This is a genomic window from Duganella alba (genome assembly GCF_009674495.1).
GTDB classification, from domain to species: domain Bacteria; phylum Pseudomonadota; class Gammaproteobacteria; order Burkholderiales; family Burkholderiaceae_D; genus Rugamonas; species Rugamonas alba.
Genome location: NZ_WKJN01000004.1, coordinates 163,696 through 183,517, shown reverse-complemented (window position 1 = coordinate 183,517; position 19,822 = coordinate 163,696). Strand labels below are relative to the sequence as shown.

General features: G+C 66.3%; 17 protein-coding genes. 7 read left to right on the top strand and 10 right to left on the bottom strand.

Going from position 1 to position 19,822, the window contains the following annotated elements:
- Nucleotides 1-15 precede the first annotated feature (15 nt).
- The 4 genes from GJ695_RS05630 to GJ695_RS05615 all read right to left on the bottom strand — a co-directional run bounded on the left by GJ695_RS05630 (nt 16) and on the right by GJ695_RS05615 (nt 5,745).
- Nucleotides 16-960 (bottom strand): tetratricopeptide repeat protein, encoded by a 945-nt coding sequence (locus GJ695_RS05630; protein ID WP_154362733.1) that lies wholly within the window; start codon nt 958-960, stop codon nt 16-18.
- Between the two features lie 41 nt (nt 961-1,001).
- Entirely contained in the window at nt 1,002-2,261 is a 1,260-nt protein-coding gene (locus tag GJ695_RS05625) for a D-amino acid dehydrogenase (protein WP_154362731.1), read from the bottom strand.
- 48 nt (nt 2,262-2,309) lie between these two features.
- Nucleotides 2,310-4,163 (bottom strand): DUF885 domain-containing protein, encoded by a 1,854-nt coding sequence (locus GJ695_RS05620; protein WP_154362729.1) that lies wholly within the window; start codon nt 4,161-4,163, stop codon nt 2,310-2,312.
- Nucleotides 4,164-4,242: 79 nt separating this feature from the next.
- Nucleotides 4,243-5,745 carry an FAD-dependent monooxygenase gene (locus GJ695_RS05615; RefSeq protein WP_154362727.1) on the bottom strand — a complete coding sequence of 501 codons (1,503 nt, stop codon included), beginning with the start codon at nt 5,743-5,745 and terminating at the stop codon, nt 4,243-4,245.
- Between the two features lie 106 nt (nt 5,746-5,851).
- Between GJ695_RS05615 and bla the strand changes: the two genes are divergently transcribed.
- Genes bla through GJ695_RS05595 form a run of 4 tightly spaced genes read left to right on the top strand, consistent with a single transcriptional unit; the run spans nt 5,852 to nt 8,221 of the window.
- On the top strand, nt 5,852-6,733 hold the full coding sequence (bla, locus tag GJ695_RS05610; protein WP_154362725.1) for a class A beta-lactamase: 882 nt from the start codon (nt 5,852-5,854) through the stop codon (nt 6,731-6,733).
- Nucleotides 6,730-7,548: a hypothetical protein gene (locus GJ695_RS05605; RefSeq protein ID WP_154362723.1), complete on the top strand. Its 819-nt coding sequence runs from the start codon at nt 6,730-6,732 to the stop codon at nt 7,546-7,548. Before bla ends, GJ695_RS05605 begins: the two co-directional genes overlap by 4 nt.
- Nucleotides 7,446-7,730 carry a GNAT family N-acetyltransferase gene (locus GJ695_RS05600; RefSeq protein ID WP_154362721.1) on the top strand — a complete coding sequence of 95 codons (285 nt, stop codon included), beginning with the start codon at nt 7,446-7,448 and terminating at the stop codon, nt 7,728-7,730. Before GJ695_RS05605 ends, GJ695_RS05600 begins: the two co-directional genes overlap by 103 nt.
- On the top strand, nt 7,727-8,221 hold the full coding sequence (locus tag GJ695_RS05595; RefSeq protein ID WP_371866492.1) for a GNAT family N-acetyltransferase: 495 nt from the start codon (nt 7,727-7,729) through the stop codon (nt 8,219-8,221). Before GJ695_RS05600 ends, GJ695_RS05595 begins: the two co-directional genes overlap by 4 nt.
- Here GJ695_RS05595 and GJ695_RS30455 read toward each other — a convergent pair.
- Entirely contained in the window at nt 8,208-9,758 is a 1,551-nt protein-coding gene (locus GJ695_RS30455; protein ID WP_166455163.1) for a methyl-accepting chemotaxis protein, read from the bottom strand. The two genes, GJ695_RS05595 and GJ695_RS30455, sit on opposite strands and share 14 nt — an antisense overlap.
- Before the next feature lie 222 nt (nt 9,759-9,980).
- On the opposite strand from GJ695_RS30455, the gene GJ695_RS05585 reads away from it, so the two are divergent.
- On the top strand, nt 9,981-10,448 hold the full coding sequence (locus tag GJ695_RS05585) for a chemotaxis protein CheW (protein ID WP_154362717.1): 468 nt from the start codon (nt 9,981-9,983) through the stop codon (nt 10,446-10,448).
- Nucleotides 10,449-12,128, top strand: a complete 1,680-nt coding sequence (locus GJ695_RS30450) for a methyl-accepting chemotaxis protein (RefSeq protein WP_154362715.1) — start codon at nt 10,449-10,451, stop codon at nt 12,126-12,128.
- 1 nt (nt 12,129) lies between these two features.
- On the opposite strand, the gene GJ695_RS05575 is transcribed toward GJ695_RS30450, so the two are convergent.
- The 5 genes from GJ695_RS05575 to GJ695_RS05555 form a co-directional block, all read right to left on the bottom strand.
- Nucleotides 12,130-12,678 (bottom strand): YdeI/OmpD-associated family protein, encoded by a 549-nt coding sequence (locus GJ695_RS05575; RefSeq protein ID WP_154362713.1) that lies wholly within the window; start codon nt 12,676-12,678, stop codon nt 12,130-12,132.
- Nucleotides 12,675-12,878 (bottom strand): polysaccharide deacetylase family protein, encoded by a 204-nt coding sequence (locus tag GJ695_RS05570; protein WP_154362711.1) that lies wholly within the window; start codon nt 12,876-12,878, stop codon nt 12,675-12,677. Before GJ695_RS05570 ends, GJ695_RS05575 begins: the two co-directional genes overlap by 4 nt.
- Before the next feature lie 111 nt (nt 12,879-12,989).
- A complete protein-coding gene (locus GJ695_RS05565) occupies nt 12,990-13,400 on the bottom strand; it encodes a polysaccharide deacetylase family protein (RefSeq protein WP_166455164.1) in 411 nt (136 codons plus the stop codon).
- On the bottom strand, nt 13,397-14,062 hold the full coding sequence (locus tag GJ695_RS05560; protein WP_154362707.1) for a 4'-phosphopantetheinyl transferase superfamily protein: 666 nt from the start codon (nt 14,060-14,062) through the stop codon (nt 13,397-13,399). Before GJ695_RS05560 ends, GJ695_RS05565 begins: the two co-directional genes overlap by 4 nt.
- Nucleotides 14,059-18,159, bottom strand: coding sequence for a Pls/PosA family non-ribosomal peptide synthetase (locus tag GJ695_RS05555; RefSeq protein ID WP_154362705.1), 4,101 nt, complete (start codon nt 18,157-18,159; stop codon nt 14,059-14,061). The genes GJ695_RS05560 and GJ695_RS05555 overlap by 4 nt, the downstream gene beginning before the upstream one ends.
- 126 nt (nt 18,160-18,285) lie before the next feature.
- On the opposite strand from GJ695_RS05555, the gene GJ695_RS05550 reads away from it, so the two are divergent.
- Nucleotides 18,286-19,788, top strand: coding sequence for an AMP nucleosidase (locus tag GJ695_RS05550; protein ID WP_154362703.1), 1,503 nt, complete (start codon nt 18,286-18,288; stop codon nt 19,786-19,788).
- The last annotated feature ends 34 nt before the right edge of the window (nt 19,789-19,822 follow it).

Sequence of the window (19,822 nt, the reverse complement as noted above, 5' to 3'; positions counted from 1 at the left end):
TGTGACGGTGGCGGATTAATCCCAGTCGCCGCCACCGCCGCCGCTGTCGCCGCCGCCGGAACCGCCGTCATCCCAGCCGCCGCTGACGCCGAAGTCGTTGCCGCCCATGTCGTCGCGGCGCAGCAGGTCGTCGCGCGCGGCCGGATCATCGTAGACGATGTCGTTGCGCGGCGCGGCGTTGGCGTTGCCCGAATCATGGCCGCCGGTGAACTGGCGTGCGATCGCTTCGCCCGCCACGATCCCCGCGCCCACCGCCGCGCCGGTGGCCAGGCCGCCCATGATGCGCGAACCCATGCCAGGCTGCGCCGGCTGGCCGTAGCCAGGCTGACCATACCCCGGTGGCGGGTAACCGCCTTGCTGCGGATAGTTGGCGCCCGGAGGGTAGCCCGGCGCGGCGCCCGGGTTGTAGGCGCCGGGGCTGTAGCCGTCGTTAGCAGCTCCCTGCTGCTGGCGGCGCTGCATGAAGCGCGTCGCCAGCCAGATGAAACCCGCCAGGCCCAGGCCGATGATCAGGATGCCGCCCCAGCCGATGCCGCTACTCTGCGGCGCGTTGGCATAACCGCCGCTGCCGTAGTTGGCCGCGCCGCCGCCGTTGGTGCTGCTGCGTTTCTGCGAATAATCGACCTTCTGGCCTTCCGCCAGCAGCGCGCGCAGTTTGGCCACGGCTTCGGGCTTGACCTTGGGCAGGCCGGGCGCCAACTCCTCGGCCTTGGCCAGCGACGTTTGCGCGGCCGCGAACTTGCCTTGCTTGGCCAGCAGCTCCGCTTCCACGAAGTGGGCGTTGGCGCTTTTCGGATGCGCCGCCAGCACCTGGTCCATCATGGATTGCGCCTCGGCGTACTTGCCGGCGTTGGCGGCCGCGTACACCTCCTGGATGGTCGGTTCGGCGGCAAATACGGGGGCGGCCAGCGCCAGGGCGCCGGCCAGTAAAGTAATACGTGCAATGGATTTCGCCGTCATGTCATACCTCCTAGTGAAGACAGGCCTAAGATGATGGCAGTTTACGCCATTTTCAAGGGGTTGGCGGTGCGTTGCCGCACCGCCTCCCAAGAGGAAGATATCGCGCTGGCCACCATGTCCGCCGTGGCGGCCGATAAAGTCCAGCCCAGGTGGCCGTGACCGGTGTTGTAGAACACGCCCGGCGCCTTGCCGGGACCGACGCGCGGCAGCAGATCCGGCATCATCGGCCGCAGTCCGGCCCATGGCGTGATGCTGCGCGTGCTGACGTCCGGGAAGTTGTGTTGCACCCAATCAGTCAGCGGCGCGATGCGGTCGGCGCGGATGTCGCGGTTATGGCCGTGGAATTCAGCGGTGCCGGCCACGCGCAGGCGGTCCTGGCCCAGCCGGCTGCACACCAGCTTGACCGTGTCGTCGACCAGGCTGACGCTGGGCGCGGCGGCGCGGCTGGCCGCGTCCTCCAGGTGCACGGTGACCGAATAGCCCTTGACCGGATAGACGTTGACGCTGTCGCCCAGCTGCGCGGCGAGGTCGCGACTGGCGGTGCCGGCGCAGACCACCACGGCGTCGTAGCGGCTGGTGTCGGCGCTGTCGCCGTGCAGAACGGTGACGTCGACGCCGCCGGCGCCGGCGTTCAGCTGCACCACCTGCTGCTGGTAGCGCAGCTGCGCGCCGTGGCGCTGCGCGGCCAGCGCCAGGCCGGTGGTGAATTTGTGGATGTCGCCGCTGCTGTCGCTTTCGGTGTAATGGCCGGCGTAGCAGGCGCCGCGCAGCGCCGGCTCGATGGCGCGCATCTCTTCCGGCGTGACGGCGCGGCGCGGCACGCCGCCGCGTTCCAGCAGTTTGGTGACGGCCACCGCGTGCTCGAACTCGGCGCGGTCGCGGTGGATGTGCAGGATGCCGCGCCGTTGCAGGTCGAATTCGATGCCTTCGTCGTCGGCCCACTGGAACAGGTGGTCGCGCGCCGCCACCGCCATGCGCGCGAGGGCGATGGTGTTGCGGTGGTAGTTGGGCATGGCCGAGACGAATTCGGCGAACCAGGACAGCTTGTGCCAGGTGGGATGCGGATGCACCAGCAGCGGTGCATCGCTGCGCAGCATCCATTGCAGCGCCTTGCCGATGTTGGCGCGGTGGTTCCATACCTCGGCGTTGGAGGCGGACAGCTGGCCGCCGTTGGCATACGAGGTTTCCATCGCCGCATAGCGATGACGTTCCAGCAGGGTGACGGCAAAGCCGCGCTTGGCGAGGGCATAGGCGGTCGTCACGCCGGTGACGCCGCCGCCGATGATGGCGATGGTTTTCATGATTTCATAACAAGCTTACAAGAAAACCATCGGCCTATAAACGACTTTTTATGCCTTCTGTTGTTTCGTGATGTAACGATCGATCACCGTCGGCAGCACCGTCAGCGGCACGCCGCAGCTTTGCACCAGCGCGTCGTTGAAGCCGGCCAGGTCGAATTTGCCACCCAGCGCCTGCTTGGCGCGGTCGCGCTGGCGCAGGATTTCGTTGTGGCCCATCTTGTAGCCGCAGGCCTGGCCCGGCGATACCGTGTAGCGGTCGATCTCGCTGGTCATGGCCTGCTGGCCACGGCCGGTGTTTTCGACCAGGAAGCGGATCGCCTGTTCGCGCGTCCACTTCATCGCGTGCATGCCGGTGTCGACCACCAGGCGGCAGGCGCGGAACTGCTGCGCCTGCAGGTAGCCGATCTGGCTGAACGGATCGTTGGCGTACAGGCCGAATTCGTCGACCAGCTGCTCCGCGTACAGCGCCCAGCCTTCGACAAAGGCGTTGAAGCCGATCAGCGAGGAGATCAGTGGCAGCTCGTCGTGGTGCTCGGCCAGGTAGGCGCCTTGCCAGGCGTGGCCCGGAATGCCTTCGTGCGCCGTCAGCGTCGAGATTTCCGACTTCGGCCACAGCGTGGTCGACTTCAGGTTGATGTAGTAGATGGCCGGACGCGAACCGTCCAGCGAGGCGAAGTTCATGTAGCCGAGCGGCGCGCCGGCTTCGATGTCGACCGGCACGCGCTTGATTTGCAGCGGCACTTTCAGGTCCAGGTGCGAGATCTGCGGCATCAGCTTGCGCACCGCTGCCACGCGCTCGTTGCAGTAGGCGATCAGCTGTTCGCGGCCCTTGTCGTCGTCGGCGTAGAAGCGGCTCGGGTCTTTCGACAGGCCGAGCAAACGCTGGCCGACCGTGCCCTGGGTGATGCCTTGCTTTTTCAGGATGGCGTCGATGCGCGCCTGCAGCTGCTTGTTCTGTTCCAGGCCGATGGCGTGGATTTCCCTGGCGCCGTGGGTGGCCGAGGTGCCCAGGCGCAGCGCCCATTCATAATAGGCCGCGCCGTCCGGCAGGCGGTGCACGCCGGCGACGTTGGTGGCCTTGGCGGCGGCCTTGCTGAAGGTGGCGATCTGGCGTTCCAGCGCCGGGTAGACCGAACCTTCCACCAGTTTCAGGGCGCGCGCGTGCCAGTCGCCGGCGATGTTCTGCTTCTGCGTGCGCTCGGTGATCGAGGTCACCAGCTTTTGCTCGGCCGGCGCGGTCTTGCGGAAGTCCTGCAACTGGCCCAGCGCGGTCTTGCAGATGAAGTCCGGCGGCGCGATGCCTTTGGCCGACTGCTCGGCGATGCGGGCGGTTTCCTGGTCCAGCATCCTGGCCATGGCGGCCAGGCGGGCCAGGTAGGCTTCCGCATCGGCGGCGTTGGCGATCTGGTGCTGCGAGTCGAGGAATTCCGGAATGCGTGTCAGCGCGCCGTCCTGCTGCGTGACAGGGAAGGGTGCGGTGCCGCCATTGAAGCCGCTGGCGGCGCCGCCGAACGGGAAGCGCAGGCCCTGCACGCCGGATTCGGCGGCGTAGGCCACGGTGTCGTAGCGGGTTTGCGCATCGGCGCTCAGGTTCGCGCGGTTGACGCCGCGCAGGCGGGTCTGGATCGATTTCACTTCCTTGGCCCAGGCTTCGTCGCCGGCGGCGGAGATGTCTTCCAGCTGCGATTTCAGCGCGGCGCGCGCGTCCTTGTCGAGGCCAAGGCCGGTGGCGCCGGTCGGCGACAGGCGCAGCACTTCATCCGCGATATCGTCCAGCAGCCTGGCGAAGCTGGCGTCGGCCGGCGAGGCGGCGGCCCAGGCGAAACCAGGAACGGCGGTGACGGCGGTGGCGGAAAGGGCGGCCAGCAGCAGGTCGCGGCGGGAAGGGTTTTGAAGACTCATGGCATCCTTTGATTGGGTAAGGTAAAGAATCAGCGCGACGCCGACCTTAGCTTGCCCTCCGGCGGGATGTCAATGGCTTTTAGCTATCGCCGGCGAATCGCAGCGCGAAGCGCGCGGCCAGTTCCTGCAGCACGTCCACCTCCTGGCGCGGCAGGGCCAGCGCCACGTGCATGTCGGGCCGCACCAGGTAGGCCGCGTTCTCCAGCAGGCCGGCGTGGGCGGCGGCGTCGCTCCATGGCCAGGCGTGCAGCGGCAGGCGCAGCGCCTGCGCGGCGGCGGCGAGCAGCGGATCGGTTTGGCCGTAGACGTGCAGCTGCCAGTCCAGGGTTTGCAGCGGTGCGAAATTATCCGGCACCCACGGCAGCCGGTCGCCGCCGATGACATCGCCGGCGCGGCCGCCGCTCAGCGGACTGTCGGGATAATGGATCAGCACCTGCGACAGGGTCTTGAACAGCGTGCGCCGTGCGGCGGCAAAGCCGGTCAGCACCGGGAACACGTGCGGCAGCAGCCAGCTGCGCAGCAGTTGCCCGCCCGCGCCTTGCGACACGATGAGCTGGAAGGCGCGGTCGGTGGTGACGACCAGCTTGCGCGCGAAGATGATGCGCTCGGCCTCGTAGGTGTCGAGCAGTTTCGCATCGGCGCGGCCTTGCAGCACGTGGGCCAGTTTCCACGCGAGGTTGATGGCGTCGCCGATGCCGGTGTTCATGCCCTGGCCGCCGGCCGGGCTGTGGATGTGGGCGGCGTCGCCAGCGATGAAGCAGCGCTCGACGCGGAAGCGCGCGGCCACGCGGTGGTGCACGTGGTAGGTCGAGAACCAGTTCACCTGGTCCACCTTGATGCCCAGCAGCGGCTCCAGCACCGGCCGCACGGATTCGAAGTCCGGTTCCGCCGGCGCGCCCGGCGGCATGATGCCGATCAGCCGCTGCATGCCGCGCGAACGCACCGGCAGCATCAGCGCAAAGGTGTGGGCGCCGAGGTGGGCCAGCAGGTCCGGATTCGGCGGGCCGGCGGTCTGCACGTCCGCCACGTAGTAGAGATGGTCGTAGGTGCCGCCGCTGAAGGTCAGCCGCAGCGATTCGCGCACGCGGCTGCGGGCGCCGTCGCAGCCGCACAGGTAGGTGCTGCTGCAGGCGATGCGGTCGCCGTTGTACTCCAGCACCGCGCGCACGCCCCATTCGTCCTGTGTGACGGACTCCAGTTCGGTGTTCCATTCGACCGCCACGCCTTCGGCCTGCAATTGCGCGACCAGGAAGCGCTCGTGGTCGTCCTGCGGAAAGGCCAGCACGAAAGGATAGGGACTGAGGCCGGCGCCGATGTCGTTGAGCGGCAGCGCCGCGATGTCCTCGCCGTGTTCGCGCAGGTGGATGGCGTCGATCTTGATGCCCTGGCTGAGCACCGCGTCGGCAAAGCCCAGCTGGCGGTAGAACTCCAGCGTGCGCGCATGGACGGCCATGGCGCGCGAGGCCTGGCCCGGCCCGCTGTTCTTGTCGATGATGCGGACAGCAACGCCGCGCCTTGCCAGTGCGATGGCAAGCACCAAGCCGGTGGGACCGGCGCCGACGATGAGTACCTGAGTAGCCATGCGGGGAGTTTACCGCCGCTGCCAATTGCGGTGCGCGCAATTGGGCTTGGCTTTTTTGCCAAGGGTGTGATATGTTTATTTTTATTTAACTCTTATTCTTGGGCCGATGAGCGATTTCACAACCCGTCGTGCGCTGCTGCTGGCGCTGGCGTGCACGCCGCTGGCGCGCGCCGCCGATCTGCTGGACCAGGCGCCGACCACCACGCCCATGTCGCCGCCCGGGCTGCTGGCGCGGCTGGAGAAGGAGTCCGGCGGGCGGCTGGGCGTGGCGGCGCTGAACACGGCGGATGGGCGGCAGTTGGCGCATCGCGCCGACGAGCGCTTCCCCATGTGCAGCACCTTCAAGATGATGGCGGCCGCCGCGATCCTGTCGCGCGATCCGTCCCTGCTGAAAAAACACATCCAGTACGAGAAGAGCGACCTGGTATCGCATTCGCCGGTTACCGGCAAGCACGTGGCGGAGGGCATGACGGTGGCCGAGCTGTGCGAGGCGACGCTGCAGTACAGCGATAACGCGGCGGCCAATTTGCTGATGAAGCAGCTCGGCGGTCCGGCGGCCGTCACGGCCTATGCGCGCTCCATCGGCGACAACGAATTCCGCCTGGACCGCTGGGAGACGGAGCTGAACTCGGCGCTTCCCGGCGATGCGCGCGACACCACCACGCCGCTGTCGATGGCGCGCTCGCTGCAAAAGCTGGTGCTGGGCGATGCGCTGCCGGCGCCGCATCGCCGCCTGCTGAAGGACTGGATGATCGGGAACACCACCGGCGCGACCCGCATCCGCGCCGGCGTGCCGTCCGGCTGGACGGTCGCCGACAAGACCGGCGCCGGCGACTACGGCAGCGTCAACGACATCGCCGTCCTCTGGCCGCCGGGAAGGGCGCCGATCATCCTGGCGGTGTACCTGACGCAGCCGGGCAAGGACGACAAGCTGCGGCCCGAGATCCATGGCGAAGTCGCCAGGGTGGTGATCGAGGCGTTCCGGTGAGCGGGCCGCAGTTCACGCCCGACGCCCTGGTCGATCAGGCCGCGCAGGCGCAGCGCGAGGGACGCTACGACGAGGCGCTGTCGCTGGTGCTGGAATTGTTCGCGCGGGCGGACAACACGCATTTCATGGCCATGTTCATCTGGAGGCTGCTGATTGAGCAGCATCCGCCGTCGCGCCAAGCGCTGGCGCGCGAGCGCAATGCCCAGGCCAGCGCGCTGCTTGGCGGTTCGCTGACGTTCGACGTCGTCGGCGCCGAGCGGCCGCGCTCCCGTTTCGACATCATCGTCAACATGAACGAGATGCTGGGTGAGATCCGCGCGACGTATGAGTTGTTTGTGCAGCTGCTGAACGTCGATCCGGAACATGCGCAACGACAGGCGGGGCGCGCCTTGCCGGCCATCGTGGCGGCCGGCGACTACACGCTCGCGCAGCCTTATACCCGCGACCCGCTGTACAAGCTGCCGGAGCTGAACGACATGGCACAAGTACGGCCATTGCTGCCGCCGCGTGAGCTGGCCGAATCCGGGACGATCTTCCGCGAGCTTGCAGCCCGCCACGAGTCCATCCGCGATTTCCGGGAGGAGGACTTGCCGGCGGTTTGCCGCATCTACCTGGAGGCCAAGCCGGATGAACTGAAGTTTGAAGCAGGACCGTTCACGTTTACCCCGCTGGAGGAGGACGGCATCCTGATGGGGCGTTCAGGGAATCCAAGGTGCTGGTTTACGACGCCGACGGCGTGCAGGGCTTCGCGGCGCTGTTCGAAGGCCAGCTGCGGGCGCTGTTCGTGCAAGCCAGCGCGCGTGGACGGGGCGTAGGCAAGGCGTTGCTGGACGCGGTGTTGATCAAGTCGTCCGTTGCCCTGGCATTGAATGTGGCCCGCTCCAATCTGGGCGCCATCCGCTTCTATGAGCAGAACGGCTTCGCCATCACCGGCGAAGTGACCCGGCAATACAGCGGCATCGAGGTACGCTACGCGCAAATGGGATACAGCCGGTGATCGCCGTCAGATATACCGCGGAAGACGACTGGCCGGAGCTGAAACGGATACGGCTCGCCGCCTTGCTGGACGCGCCGCTGGCCTTTGGCGTCAGCCACGCCAGCGCGGCGGCCTACAGCGAGCAGGCATGGCGCGACCGCGCGGCAGGGTGCGGACCGGCGCGTTATCTGCTGGCCTTCGACGGCGACGCCGCCATCGGCATCGTCGCCCATGTGCCGAACCTGGCGCGGGAGCTGGAGCTGATCGCCATGTGGGTGACGCCGGCGCAGCGCGGCACGCCGACCGCCAGCCGCCTGGTCGACGCTGTAAAACAGCACGCCACCGCACACGGATACGCGCGCATTCTGCTCGACGTCGATCCCGACAACCGGCGCGCGGCGGCTTTTTACCGGAGGCTGGGCTTCACCTTCCTGCCGGAGTGGGAAACGCTGGAAAGCCATCCGCACATCCGCCTGCAGAAAATGGAGCTGGTATCGGTCAGGCGATCTTGAACACGTTGACGGCCCGCGTCAGCTCGCCGGCCTGATCCTGCAGCGACTGCGTGGCCGCCGCCGCTTCTTCCACCAGCGCCGCATTCTGCTGGGTCACGTGGTCCATCTGCGCAATCGCCTGGTTTACCTGCTCGATGCCATGGCTTTGCTCGCGGCCGGCGGTGGCGATATCGGCCACCAGCTGCGTCACGCCCTGCACATTGCCCACCAGGGTGCGCATGGTCGTGCCGGCGCGCTCCACCAGGTCGGTGCCGAGGTGGATCTTGTCCACCGAATCGTCGATCAGCAGCTTGATTTCCTTGGCTGCGGCCGCCGAGCGCTGCGCCAGGTTGCGTACTTCGGACGCCACCACGGCAAAGCCGCGCCCCTGTTCGCCGGCGCGTGCGGCTTCCACTGCGGCGTTCAGCGCGAGCAGGTTGGTCTGGAAGGCGATGCCGTCGATGACGCCGGTGATGTCGACAATCTTGTGCGACGACGCATTCAGGCCCGTCATCGTCGACACCACCTGCTCCATCACCTCGCCGCCTTCCAGCGCGGTGGCCGAGGCGCCTTGCGCCAGCTCGCGCGCATGCTGGGCGTTGTCCGAATTCTGCTTGACGGTGGTGGTGAGTTCCTCGATCGACGCGGCGGTTTCTTCCAGCGAACTGGCCTGGGTCTCGGTGCGCGACGACAGTTCCATATTGCCGGTGGCCAGTTCCTGCGAGCCGGTGTGGATCAGTTCCGCACCACGCCGCACCTGCGCCACGATGGCCAGCAATTCCTGCTGCATGCGCTGGATGGCCGCCAGCAAGCGCTGGATTTCGTTGTCGCCGGCGTGGCGGATGGCGGCGGTCAGGTCGCCGCGCGCCACCTGGTCCAGCAGCGACACCGCGCCTTCCAGGGGGCGCAACACCACCAGCTTCAGCGTCTTGTAGGCCAGCAGCACCAGGCATAGCGCCACCGCCACACCGACGGCGACCATCCACATGATCATGCTGTAGTTGCTGGCGCCCTGGGCCATCATGTCATTGATCCGCGTGTCGCTCAACTGCTGGAATTTCTCCAGCTGGGTGGAGAAGGCGGCGCCGCCGGAGGTCACGTCGCCGGCGTTGATGGCGATGTAGGCGGCGGTGTCATTGCGCGTCAGCGCTGCGATGGCCCGTTCCAGCGCTTTGGACAGCGTGCGTCCGGAGTCGATCAGATTGCGTTTCAGTTCCACGTCTTCGCCGGGATAAGCCGGCGCCCGCTCGAACTTGACCAGTGTGTCCAGCGTGCGCTGGTGGGATTTTCCCGCGCTGGCCAGCGCCGCGCTGTTGTCCGTCCTGCCCTGGCCCTCCTTGAGCGTGGCGTAGGCGCGGGTGAGCGCGGAGCGGGTACGCGTTGTGTCCTTGTAGGCGTCGTTGACGGTGATGACCTGCGACGTGATCTGGTACACATCGGCCAGCGTCTGGTTGGAGTGGCGCAGCTCAAACGTTCCCAGTCCCGCGCCGAGCAGCAGCATGGCGGTGAACAGCAGGAGCACGCCCAGCAGGCTCGCTTTGACGGTCAGGTTTTTCACGTTGCCACCTCGATTGAATATTGGTGCGGTTGATCGGCTTGAATAGCCAGAGCATATCGCCAGGGACCGCACGGCTTGCAGCACAGTTTTGCGGTTTCTGCCGGAGCACACTTGGCGTGCGCGCTGTGCTCTCCGCATTTCTCATGAACTGTGCCCGTGCGCGGCCTGTCGGCGGTTTTATGCTGATTGTTATCCCAGCACTTAATTACAAAGGATGACAACATGACTACGTTATCAACCACCACTGAAGAATTCCTGACCTTCACCTTGGGCAGCGAACAATATGGACTGAGCCTGACCAGTATCCAGGAGCTGCGCAGCTATGAGCGCGTGACGCAGTTGCTCAATCTGCCGGACTACGTCAAGGGTGTCATCAATCTGCGCGGCGTGATCGTGCCGGTCGTCGACCTGCGCATCAAGCTGGGTACAGGCACGCCGATTTACGACCAGTTCACCTCTGTGATCGTGGTCAATCACGACGGGCACGTGGTCGGCATGGTGGTCGACAGCGTGCTGGATGTGGTGGCGCTGGCGCCGGCGGACATCCGGCCGCCGCCGGAGATCGCCTCGACGCAGGCCGACGCCTATATCTCCGGCATCGGCGCCACCGGGAATCGCCTGCTGGTGCTGCTCGATGTCGCCCGGCTGATGCTGGGCGAAGATATTGTTCCTGACGCAGAGGTGGCATAAATGACGATCGCTCAACGCATGTATGCCCTGATCTTTTCCGCCTTCGTGGGATTGGTGGGGCTGGCGCTGCTCGCCGCCTTCCAGATGCAGCGGGTATTCACCGCCGCCGACTATGTCAGCGTCAATGTGGTGCCCAGTATTATCTCGCTCAATAAAGTGATCACGGACTTCGGCAATGTGCGCGCCGCGACCTGGCAGCTGCTGGCGGTGCGCGACCCCGCCGTCCGCAATGATCTGGACAAGGCCAGGGAAGCAAGCTACCGCAAGGCTGTCGACGAGATGCAGCGCTACGAAACGAAATACGTCAGCGACGACAAGGATCGCCAGCAATTGCAGGCTGACCGCCGCGCGGTCGATGCCTACAAGGTCTTGAGCGACAAGATCGTCGGGCTGGCGCTGCAGGGCAAGGAGGAGGAAGCCGGGGCCTCCATGCTGGCCAGCCGCCAGGTTGTGGTCGACCTGGTGGCGGCGCTACAGTCCCACAACCAGTACAACGTCGATATCGCCAGCCGCAGCGCGGACGAAGCCACCCGCCTGCTGGCGCGCGCCCGCTGGGAGGCCATGTTCATCGCGCTGCTGGTGATCGTGGTGGTGGCCGCGCAAGGCCTGCTGACCACGCGCCGCCTGGTCAAGTCGCTGCTGGAAGCGGGGACGATTGCGGAAACGGTGGCGGCGGGCGATCTGCGCGTGCACATCGAGGTCACCTCGCGCGACGAAATCGGCAAGCTGCTGCAAGCGCTGAAGAACATGAATGATGGCCTGGTGCGCATCGTTGGCCAGGTGCGCCAGGGCACGGAGACCATCACCAGCGCCACGGCCGAAATCGCGGAAGGCAATATGGATCTGTCGGCGCGCACCGAATCGCAGGCCAGCTCGCTGGAAGAAACGGCGGCGTCGATGGAGGAGCTGTATTCGACCGTCAAGCACAGCAACGACAACGCCCGCCAGGCCAACCAGCTGGCGCAGTCGGCTTCCGCGCTGGCCATCAAGGGCGGCGAGGTGGTGTCGCAGGTGGTGGAGACCATGAGCGGCATCAACGCCTCGTCGCGGGAGATCGCCAGGATTATCGGCACCATCGACAGTATCGCGTTCCAGACCAATATCCTGGCGCTGAATGCCGCGGTGGAGGCGGCGCGGGCCGGCGAGCAGGGACGTGGTTTCGCCGTGGTTGCCACCGAGGTGCGCAATCTGGCGCATCGCTCGGCGGCTGCGGCCAAGGAGATCAAGCTGCTGATCGACGATTCGGTCAGCAAGGTGGCGGCCGGCAGCCGGCTGGTGGACGAGGCGGGAGCCACCATGAGCGAAGTCGTGGTCGGCATCAACCGCGTGCATGACATCGTGGCCGAGATCAGCTCCGCCAGCAATGAACAGCTGGCCGGCATCGGGCAGGTCAACGAGGCGGTGGTGGCGATGGACACGGCGACGCAGCAGAACGCCGCCCTGGTCGAGGAAGCCGCCGCTGCGGCCAAGGCCTTGCAGGATCAGACGGTGAAGCTGAATGAGGTGGTGAACGTGTTCAAGCTCGATGCGCTGCCGCCGTCGCCATCCTTGCCGCCGGCGCGGCTGGCGAAAGCCGCGCCACGCGCGCCTGCCGCACCGCCCGCCCGACGGCCGGCGTTGACCCTGGTGCCGGCGGCCGGCGGCAAGTCGCAGCCGGCCGAGGAGTGGGTGACGTTTTAAATCAGTCGTCCAGCCCTTTGCCGTCAAGGATGCGCTGGACGACTTTTTCGATGCGTGATTCGCGCGTCCTGGCCTGCTTGGCGCTGGAGAAGTGCAGCAGGTAGGCGCGCTGGCGGCCTGGCGTCAATGATTCGAAGGCGCTGCGCAGGGCGGGCAGGTCGTCCATCCTGCGTTCCAGTTCCTCGGGAAAGGGAAATTCGGCGGTGGTTTTCTTTTCGACCTTGGCGCCGGATTGTTCGAGCGCGATGGCGTCCTTGATGTAGGCTTTCAGCGTCTTTTCCTGGCGGCTGATTTCCGCTAGTCCGGTAAAGCGGATCTGGCGCGCGGCCTGGACGTTTTCGGTTTGCTGGATCAGCAGCTTCTTCGGATCTTTCATCAACGCGCCCTTGAAGAACAGCAGCGCGCAGTATTCCTTGAAGCCGTGTATCAGCACGACGTTGCGGCCGTCCAGCGTGAAGCAGGGCTGACCCCATTTGACTTCTTCCTTCAGGCCGCTGCCGTCAATGATGGCGCGCAGGGCGTCGAATTCCTCCCGCCATTTCGCGCTCATTTCGCGGCCTCCCACTCCAGGTGGACGATTTTGTAGCCTTTGTCCTTCAACACCTTGAGCAGCGTCGGCAGCGCTTTGGCGGTCGGGCCGTTGGCGTCGTGCATCAGGATGATGCCTTTGCCGCTTTTGTCCAGGCTTTCGGTCAGGCGGCCGGCCAGGACTTCGTTGGTGTCTTCAGGTATCCAGTCGTTGATGCCCATGTCGATCGAGGCGACGGTGATGTTGTCGCGCTTGAGGGCGTCGAGCAGCGTTGGCGTCTCTTCGAGATAGGGAAAGCGGTAGGCCGGCGTTTCGACGCCGAAGGTGGCTTGCTAGGCGGCGCGGCTGAGGGCCAGATCGTCCAGTTGCTGCGCCGGCGTGAGCGTGGCCATGTGCGGATGGGTGTCGCTGTGGATGCCGGCCGAGTGGCCTTCGCGCACCGTCTCGCGCGCCAGGTCGGGATCTTTGCGCAGCCCCTGGCCCAGCATGAAGAAGGTGGCCCGGGCGCATTGATCGGACAGGGCTTTCAGTACCAGCGGCGTGTTGTCGGCGGAGGGGCCGTCGTCGAAGGTCAGGACCACTTCGCCTTTTTCCAGCGGCAGGGCGGTGTGCTGCTGTGCGCCGTACTGTGCGCCTTCACGCTGGAGGACGATGGTGCGTTCGGTGCCCAGCTTGTCCGGGCCGCATTCGGCGGCGCTGGCGCTTGCTGCGCAGGCCGCGAGGATCAGTGCGATGCATCTCATGCGTTGTTGTCTCCAATATGGATATGCCCGGTCAGTTCGGCCACCGGCAGGATCAGCGATATGGACCGGCCGGGCAGGTCGGCTTGCCATTCGCCGAGTTGTTGTGCGTGGTATTTTAGCGCGGCTTCGCGGCGTGTCCACGCTTTGGTGAATGCGCGTGGGCGGTCGGCGGCGGCTTGCAGTGCCGTGGTCGCGGTGGAGCCGAGGTAGTCGCGGGCGACGGTTTGCCAGTCGGGGATGTCCTGGATGCGCATCATGTCCACGCCGACCGGGCCTTGCAGGTTGAAGGCGGCCAGCGCGTGATGGTCTTCGTAAGTGAAGGAACAGCCGATGCGGCTTTCCGCGCCGGCCAGCAGGATGCGTGGCGGCGTGCCGGGCGATGAGGCGATGGCGATAGCGTCCACCGGTACGCGCAGCACGGCGGCCAGCGCTTCGCGCGCGGCGAGGCGGATCCGGCGGCGGGCGTCGTCGCGTTGGGCGCCTGCGTCGCCGGTGCGCGTCGATGACGCGTTGGCGGCGTCCATCTGCCGGAGCAATGCCGGCGGCGAGGACGTCGCTGCTGGCGCGCCAGGCGCGACGGATGTGTCGATCAGGATTGCGAACAGGCCGTCCTGCGGCGCCGGCGCGGGGCCGGGCCAGCGTTGGACGGCCAGGGTGTTCATTTGCGCGCTGGCGCGGCCGGGCAGCCGGCCCAGTTGCCGTTGGCCGGTATGTGCTCGCCTTTCATCACCAGCGTGAGCGGACCAAGGCGGGCGTTGTCGCCGACGGCGGCGCTGTACAGCACCGCCGCACGCGGCCCCATGTAGACGCGCTTGCCGATGACCACATCGTCGATTTTCATCACGCGGTCCTCGAACAGGTGGGTCTGCGGGCAGGTGAGGGCATTCAGTTCGCTATGGTCGCCGATCTGCACGCAGTCGAATTCCGTGATGTCGGTGGTGTCCATGTAGACTCCCTTGCCGATGCGCGCGCCCAGCAGGTTGAACGCCATCGGCAGCCACGGCGTGCCGCGCAGGTAGCGCATGAAGTTCGGCACGGCGATGCCTTCGTACAGATTGGTCACGCCTTCCGACAGCCACACAAACGGCGTCCACATCGGCTCCGATTGCTTGCGATAGCGTCCGATCAACAGCCACTTGAGCAGCACCACAAAGAAGTAATTGCCCACGCCGTAGACCAGTCCCGCCAGCGTCAGATCCCAGATCACCTCGCCCCAGCGGCCCGCGCCGGCGGCCGGCATCACCGCCAGCACCAGCGTGTAGCCCACCGCGATCACCAGCGCATGCGGCGCGACGATGCGGAACGCTTCGATCAGGCCGCGCCCCAGGCGACGCAGCGGCGATGGATGGAAAGTCAGCCACTCCGGATAGCCGCTGGTCTGCTCGCGCGCGGGCAGGTTGATCGGCGGGGAGCCTAGCCAGGTGTCGCCGCTGTTCATTTGCGCGTTGTCCGGCGCGCGCGAATGCACGCCGATCAGCACATGCTCCGGCAGCACGGTGCCGTCCGGGATGTAGGCGCCGTTGCCGACGAAGCTGCGGTGTGAAATGACGGTCGGTTTCATCACCATCCAGCCGCCATCGATTTCCTCATCGCCCAGCATGACCGCATCGGCGATGAAGGTTTCGTCGCCCAGCGTCAGCATGTCCGGCACCACGCCCAGCGCGGTGGAGATTTCGGCGTCCTTGCCGACCTTGGCGCCCAGCAGGCGATACCAGTATGGCGCGAACACGGTCGCGTAAATGCCGTGCAGGACGTTCAGGCTCGATTCCTGGATCTGGCTCACCAACCATTTGGCGCAGTAGGTGTTGCCGTGGATCGGGAACCGGCCCGGCTTCAAGCGCGGCAGCGCGCTCCAGCGGATGCCGGCCGACACCAGCGCGGTCAGCACGATCAGCACCGTGCTGGCGGGGAAGGCCAGTAGGAAGTAGCGCAGCAACTGGATGCGCATGTCGTCACCCTGTATCCACGGCAGCCAGCCGGCTTCGTCGAACCAGTCGATCAGCACGAAGCTCGGGAACACCGGCATGAAGAACAGGGTGACCACGCCCAGGATGCCGAGGACGAAGAACAGCGCTTCGGCGGCGCGGCGCATGGCGGTGACCGGCGGCCGAGGCGGCAGGCGGTTGGTGTCGAAGGCGCCCATGTCGCGCGCCGGCGAACCGGCCCAGATGCGGCCCGCAGGCACCACACCGCCGTCGCTCAACGCCGACTGACCTTCCAGGTGCCCCAGCGCTTCAACGCGGGTATTGCCTTCCATGATGGCGAAGGAACTGACGCAGGCGTCTCGTCCCAGCGTGATCTGGCCGAGGTGCAGCTGGCCGCGCTCGACGCGGGCGTTTTCAAAGTTGACGGCGTTGCCGATGCTGACCTGGTCGCCGATGTCCAGCAGGTCCGGCGCGCGCAGCGTCATCGAGCCGATGATGACTTCCTTGCCGACCTTGGCGCCGAGCGCGCGCAGCCACCAGGCATTGAGCGAGGAGCCGCTCAACAGGTAGGCGGGCGCCGACTCGACCAGACGGTCGGCCAGCCACCAGCGGTAGTAGGTCAGGCCCCACAGCGGATACACGCCGGCTTTCAGGCGGCCGGCGATCAGCCACTTGCCGAGGATGGCGATGGCGAATTCGCCGATGGTCGCCAGCAGGAACACGCCGACCGAGGCGGCGATGGCAACCGCCACCGAGTCGCCGGGATCGCCGGTGAAGAAGTGGTAGGTGAAGAACGGCGCCAGCCACTGCGCCATGCGCAGCGTGACCAGCGGCGGCATGGCGGCCGCCTGGGCGATGCCGCAGGTCCAGCGCTTGAGCCGGGACGGCGGCGTCCAGTCTTGTTCTTCGATGCATTCGGCCTGCGCTTCGCCCAGCACCTGCGCGATCTTGCCGATCTGGCGCTGCTGGTAGATGTCGCGCACGGTGATGTGGGCGTAGCGCGGATCGGCGCGCAACGAGGAGGCCAGGCGTGCGGCGAAGAAGGAGTGGCCGCCAAGGTCGGTGAAGAAGTCGGCCTGACGCTGGATAGGCTGGCCGGGGAACAGCGCGGCCAGTGCGGCGAACAGCGCTTCTTCGGCCGGCGTTTCGGGCAGGTCGGAGTCTTCGGTGCTGCCGGCTGGCGGCGCGCTGAGTGGCGTGGCTTTCAGTGTCTTGCGGTCGATTTTGCCGGAGGTTAGGCGCGGCATGGCATCCAGCATTTCGTAGCGGCCGGGGACCATGTAGGGCGGCAGCTTTTCCGTCAGGGCGGCGCGCAGCGCGCGGTTGTCCAGCGTGACACCGGCGTCGGCCACCAGGTAGGCGACCAGCTGGTCGATGCCGTCGTCCTTGCGCAGCAGGACGGCGACGGTGCCGACGCCGGGCTGCTGCGCGAGCAGGGCTTCGATTTCGCCGAGTTCCACGCGGAAGCCGCGGATCTTGACCTGGTCGTCGGCGCGGCCCAGGCAGGTGACTTCGCCGTCAGGGCCGATGCGTGCCAGGTCGCCGGTGCGGTACAGGCGCGCGTCGTGCGGACCGGCGGACCATGGATTGGGCAGGAATTTTTCCGCCGTCAGGTCAGGGCGGCCGAGATAGCCGGCCGCCAGGCCCGGGCCGGTGATGCATAGCTCGCCGACTTCGCCGTGCGGCAGCAGGCGCAGGACCGGGCCGGCCATTGGCGTGCCGGCCGGGGAGGGCGCAGCGCCGCCGGCGGCGTCACCGGCGTTCGGGGCGTGGGCGGCAGGCTCGGTGTTGGCGTCGATGACCAGCAGCCCGTAGTTGGGCAGCGGCCGGCCGATGGTGACCGGATAGCCGGGTTGCAGGCGCGCCAGGCTGGCGGAGACGGTGGCTTCGGTCGGGCCGTAGGTGTTGAACATCTGCCGGCCTTCGCGCGACCAGCGCTGCACCAGCGATTCCGGGCACGCCTCGCCGCCGAGGTTAATCAGGCGCAGGCTCGGCACCTCCTGGTTGAACAGCGCGAGCAGCGTCGGCACCGCATGCAATACGGTGACGTGGTTCTGCTCCAGCATGCGCGGCAGCGTCTCCGGATCGCCGCTGATTTCCTTCGGCCCGATCCACAGCGTGGCGCCGACCAGGTACGAAATCCAGATCTCCTCGAACGACATGTCGAAGGCCACCGAAAAGCCCTGATACACCTTGTCGCCGCCTTGCACGCCCAGCACTTCGTTCTCGCTGCGCAGGAAGTGGCAGATGCTGCGCTGGGTGATGAGAATGCCTTTCGGCTTGCCGGTCGAACCGGAGGTATAGATGACATAGGCCGGCACGTCCGGCGACACCTCGCCGCGCCGCGCCAGCACTTCGCCGGCGGCCGGAGCGGCCAGCACCGCTTCAGCCGTCCAGATGGGGCGGTCGAAACCGGCCAGCGACGACAGGCGCGGCGCAAACGCAGCGCTGGTCAGCACACCGGCGCCGGATGCATCGTCCAGGCACACCTGCAAGCGTTCGACCGGGGTATCCTCGTCCACCGGCAGCCAGGCCGCGCCGGCCTTGGCGATACCGGCTTGCAGCACCAGCAGCTCGATCCCGCGCGGCAGCCACAGGCCGACAATCTGCCCCGGCTGCACGCCGGCCGCGATCAGGCGCGCCGCAACCAGGTCGGCCTGCGCATTCAGTTCGCGGTAAGTCAGCGAGCGTTCGCCGAAAATCAGCGCGATCTGTTCGGGATCGCGCGCGGCGCTGGCTTCCAGCAGGTCGGCGAGGATTTCCTCGCGCAGCAAACTCTCCTGCTGCGGGCCAAAAAGAACGTCTGCGATGTGCGGTGTTACTGGTTGATTCATGCGGGTGCTTTGATTGGTGTCAGGGTGCCATTGTACGGTACGCCAGATGGTTCCCATAGAGGGAGAATGCAAGTTCTGCTTACAGCCTTTACAATAGGAAATACCAGCCAAAACTGAAGGAGCCGCATGTCTACCACCCGTCCATTCATCGCCCCCATGCAGTTTGACGACGCCCAGGCCGCCTACGACCAGGTGCTGGCCATTTATGACGCCAATATCGCCTTCCTGCGCGACGCCATGAAGCGTTTTGTGGCAGGCGAAAACGTCGGCGAGCACGTGCGCGCCTGCTATCCGTTCGTTCGCGTCCATACGGACACCGTGGCCCGCGCCGATTCGCGCCTGGCCTTCGGCTTTGTCGCCGGTCCCGGCACCTACGAAACCACGCTGACGCGGCCGGACCTGTTCGCCCGCTACTACCTCCAGCAATTCAAGCTGCTGCTGAAGAACCACGGCAACCACCACGTCAAGCTGGAAGTGGGCGTGAGCGCGCAGCCGATTCCGATCCATTTTTCGTTTGCCGAGCATGAACACATCGAAGGCAGTCTGACCGCCGAGCGCCGTTTGCTGATGCGCGACGTGTTCGACCTGCCCAACCTGGCCGCCATGGACGACGGCATCGCCAATGGCACCCACGAGCCGCCGATGGGCGAGGCGCAGCCGCTGTCGCTGTTCACCGCGCCGCGCGTGGACTATTCGCTGCAACGCCTGCGCCACTACACCGGCACCTCGTGCGAGCATTTCCAGAAGTTTGTCCTGTTCACCAACTACCAGTTCTATATCGACGAATTCATCAAGCTGGGGCATGAGCTGATGGCCAGTCCGGCCGGCGAGCCAGGCAACGACTACATCGCCTTTGTCGAACCGGGTAATCTGGTGATGCGCCGCGTGGGGCAGGCGGTGGCGCCGGGCGACGCCCACGGCTCGCCGCTGCCACGCCTGCCGCAGATGCCGGGCTATCACCTGATCCGCGCCGATGGCGCCGGCATCTCGATGGTCAACATCGGCGTCGGTCCGGCCAACGCCAAGACCATCACCGACCACATCGCGGTGCTGCGCCCGCACGCCTGGCTGATGCTGGGCCACTGCGCCGGCCTGCGCAACACGCAGGAGCTGGGCGACTACGTGCTGGCCCACGGCTACGTGCGCGAGGATCACGTGCTGGACGAAGACTTGCCGCTGTGGGTGCCGATTCCGCCGCTGGCCGAGGTGCAGGTGGCGATCGAGGCCGCCGTGGCCGAAGTCACGCAGTTGACCGGCCACGACCTGAAACGCGTGATGCGCACCGGCACCGTCGCCAGCACCGACAACCGCAACTGGGAATTGATGCCGCAACGCACGCCGGAGCGCCGGTTCAGCCAGAGCAGGGCGATCGCGCTGGATATGGAAAGCGCCACCATTGCCGCCAACGGTTTCCGTTTCCGCGTTCCCTACGGTACGTTGTTGTGCGTGAGCGACAAACCGATGCATGGCGAGATCAAACTTCCGGGCATGGCTAACCAGTTTTACCGCGACCGTGTTGACCAGCATTTACGCATCGGTATTCGCGCAGTTGAACTTTTGCGCGCCCTGGGTGTGGATAAACTACACTCCCGCAAGTTACGCAGCTTCACGGAAGTTGCATTTCAATAGCCTCCAAGCCCGCGCCAGCGGGCTTGATACTTTT

Excerpts from the sequence above, each read along its gene's own strand:
- GJ695_RS05625 (WP_154362731.1), bottom strand. The coding sequence starts at position 2,261 with ATGAAAACCATCGCCATCATCGGCGGCGGCGTCACCGGCGTGACGACC.
- GJ695_RS05620 (WP_154362729.1), bottom strand. The coding sequence starts at position 4,163 with ATGAGTCTTCAAAACCCTTCCCGCCGCGACCTGCTGCTGGCCGCCCTT.
- GJ695_RS05630 (WP_154362733.1), bottom strand. The coding sequence starts at position 960 with ATGACGGCGAAATCCATTGCACGTATTACTTTACTGGCCGGCGCCCTG.
- GJ695_RS05565 (WP_166455164.1), bottom strand. The coding sequence starts at position 13,400 with ATGAGATGCATCGCACTGATCCTCGCGGCCTGCGCAGCAAGCGCCAGC.
- GJ695_RS05550 (WP_154362703.1), top strand. The coding sequence starts at position 18,286 with ATGTCTACCACCCGTCCATTCATCGCCCCCATGCAGTTTGACGACGCC.
- GJ695_RS05585 (WP_154362717.1), top strand. The coding sequence starts at position 9,981 with ATGACTACGTTATCAACCACCACTGAAGAATTCCTGACCTTCACCTTG.
- GJ695_RS30450 (WP_154362715.1), top strand. The coding sequence starts at position 10,449 with ATGACGATCGCTCAACGCATGTATGCCCTGATCTTTTCCGCCTTCGTG.
- GJ695_RS05570 (WP_154362711.1), bottom strand. The coding sequence starts at position 12,878 with ATGGGCATCAACGACTGGATACCTGAAGACACCAACGAAGTCCTGGCC.
- bla (WP_154362725.1), top strand. The coding sequence starts at position 5,852 with ATGAGCGATTTCACAACCCGTCGTGCGCTGCTGCTGGCGCTGGCGTGC.
- GJ695_RS05575 (WP_154362713.1), bottom strand. The coding sequence starts at position 12,678 with ATGAGCGCGAAATGGCGGGAGGAATTCGACGCCCTGCGCGCCATCATT.
- GJ695_RS05560 (WP_154362707.1), bottom strand. The coding sequence starts at position 14,062 with ATGAACACCCTGGCCGTCCAACGCTGGCCCGGCCCCGCGCCGGCGCCG.
- GJ695_RS05555 (WP_154362705.1), bottom strand. The coding sequence starts at position 18,159 with ATGAATCAACCAGTAACACCGCACATCGCAGACGTTCTTTTTGGCCCG.
- GJ695_RS05615 (WP_154362727.1), bottom strand. The coding sequence starts at position 5,745 with ATGGCTACTCAGGTACTCATCGTCGGCGCCGGTCCCACCGGCTTGGTG.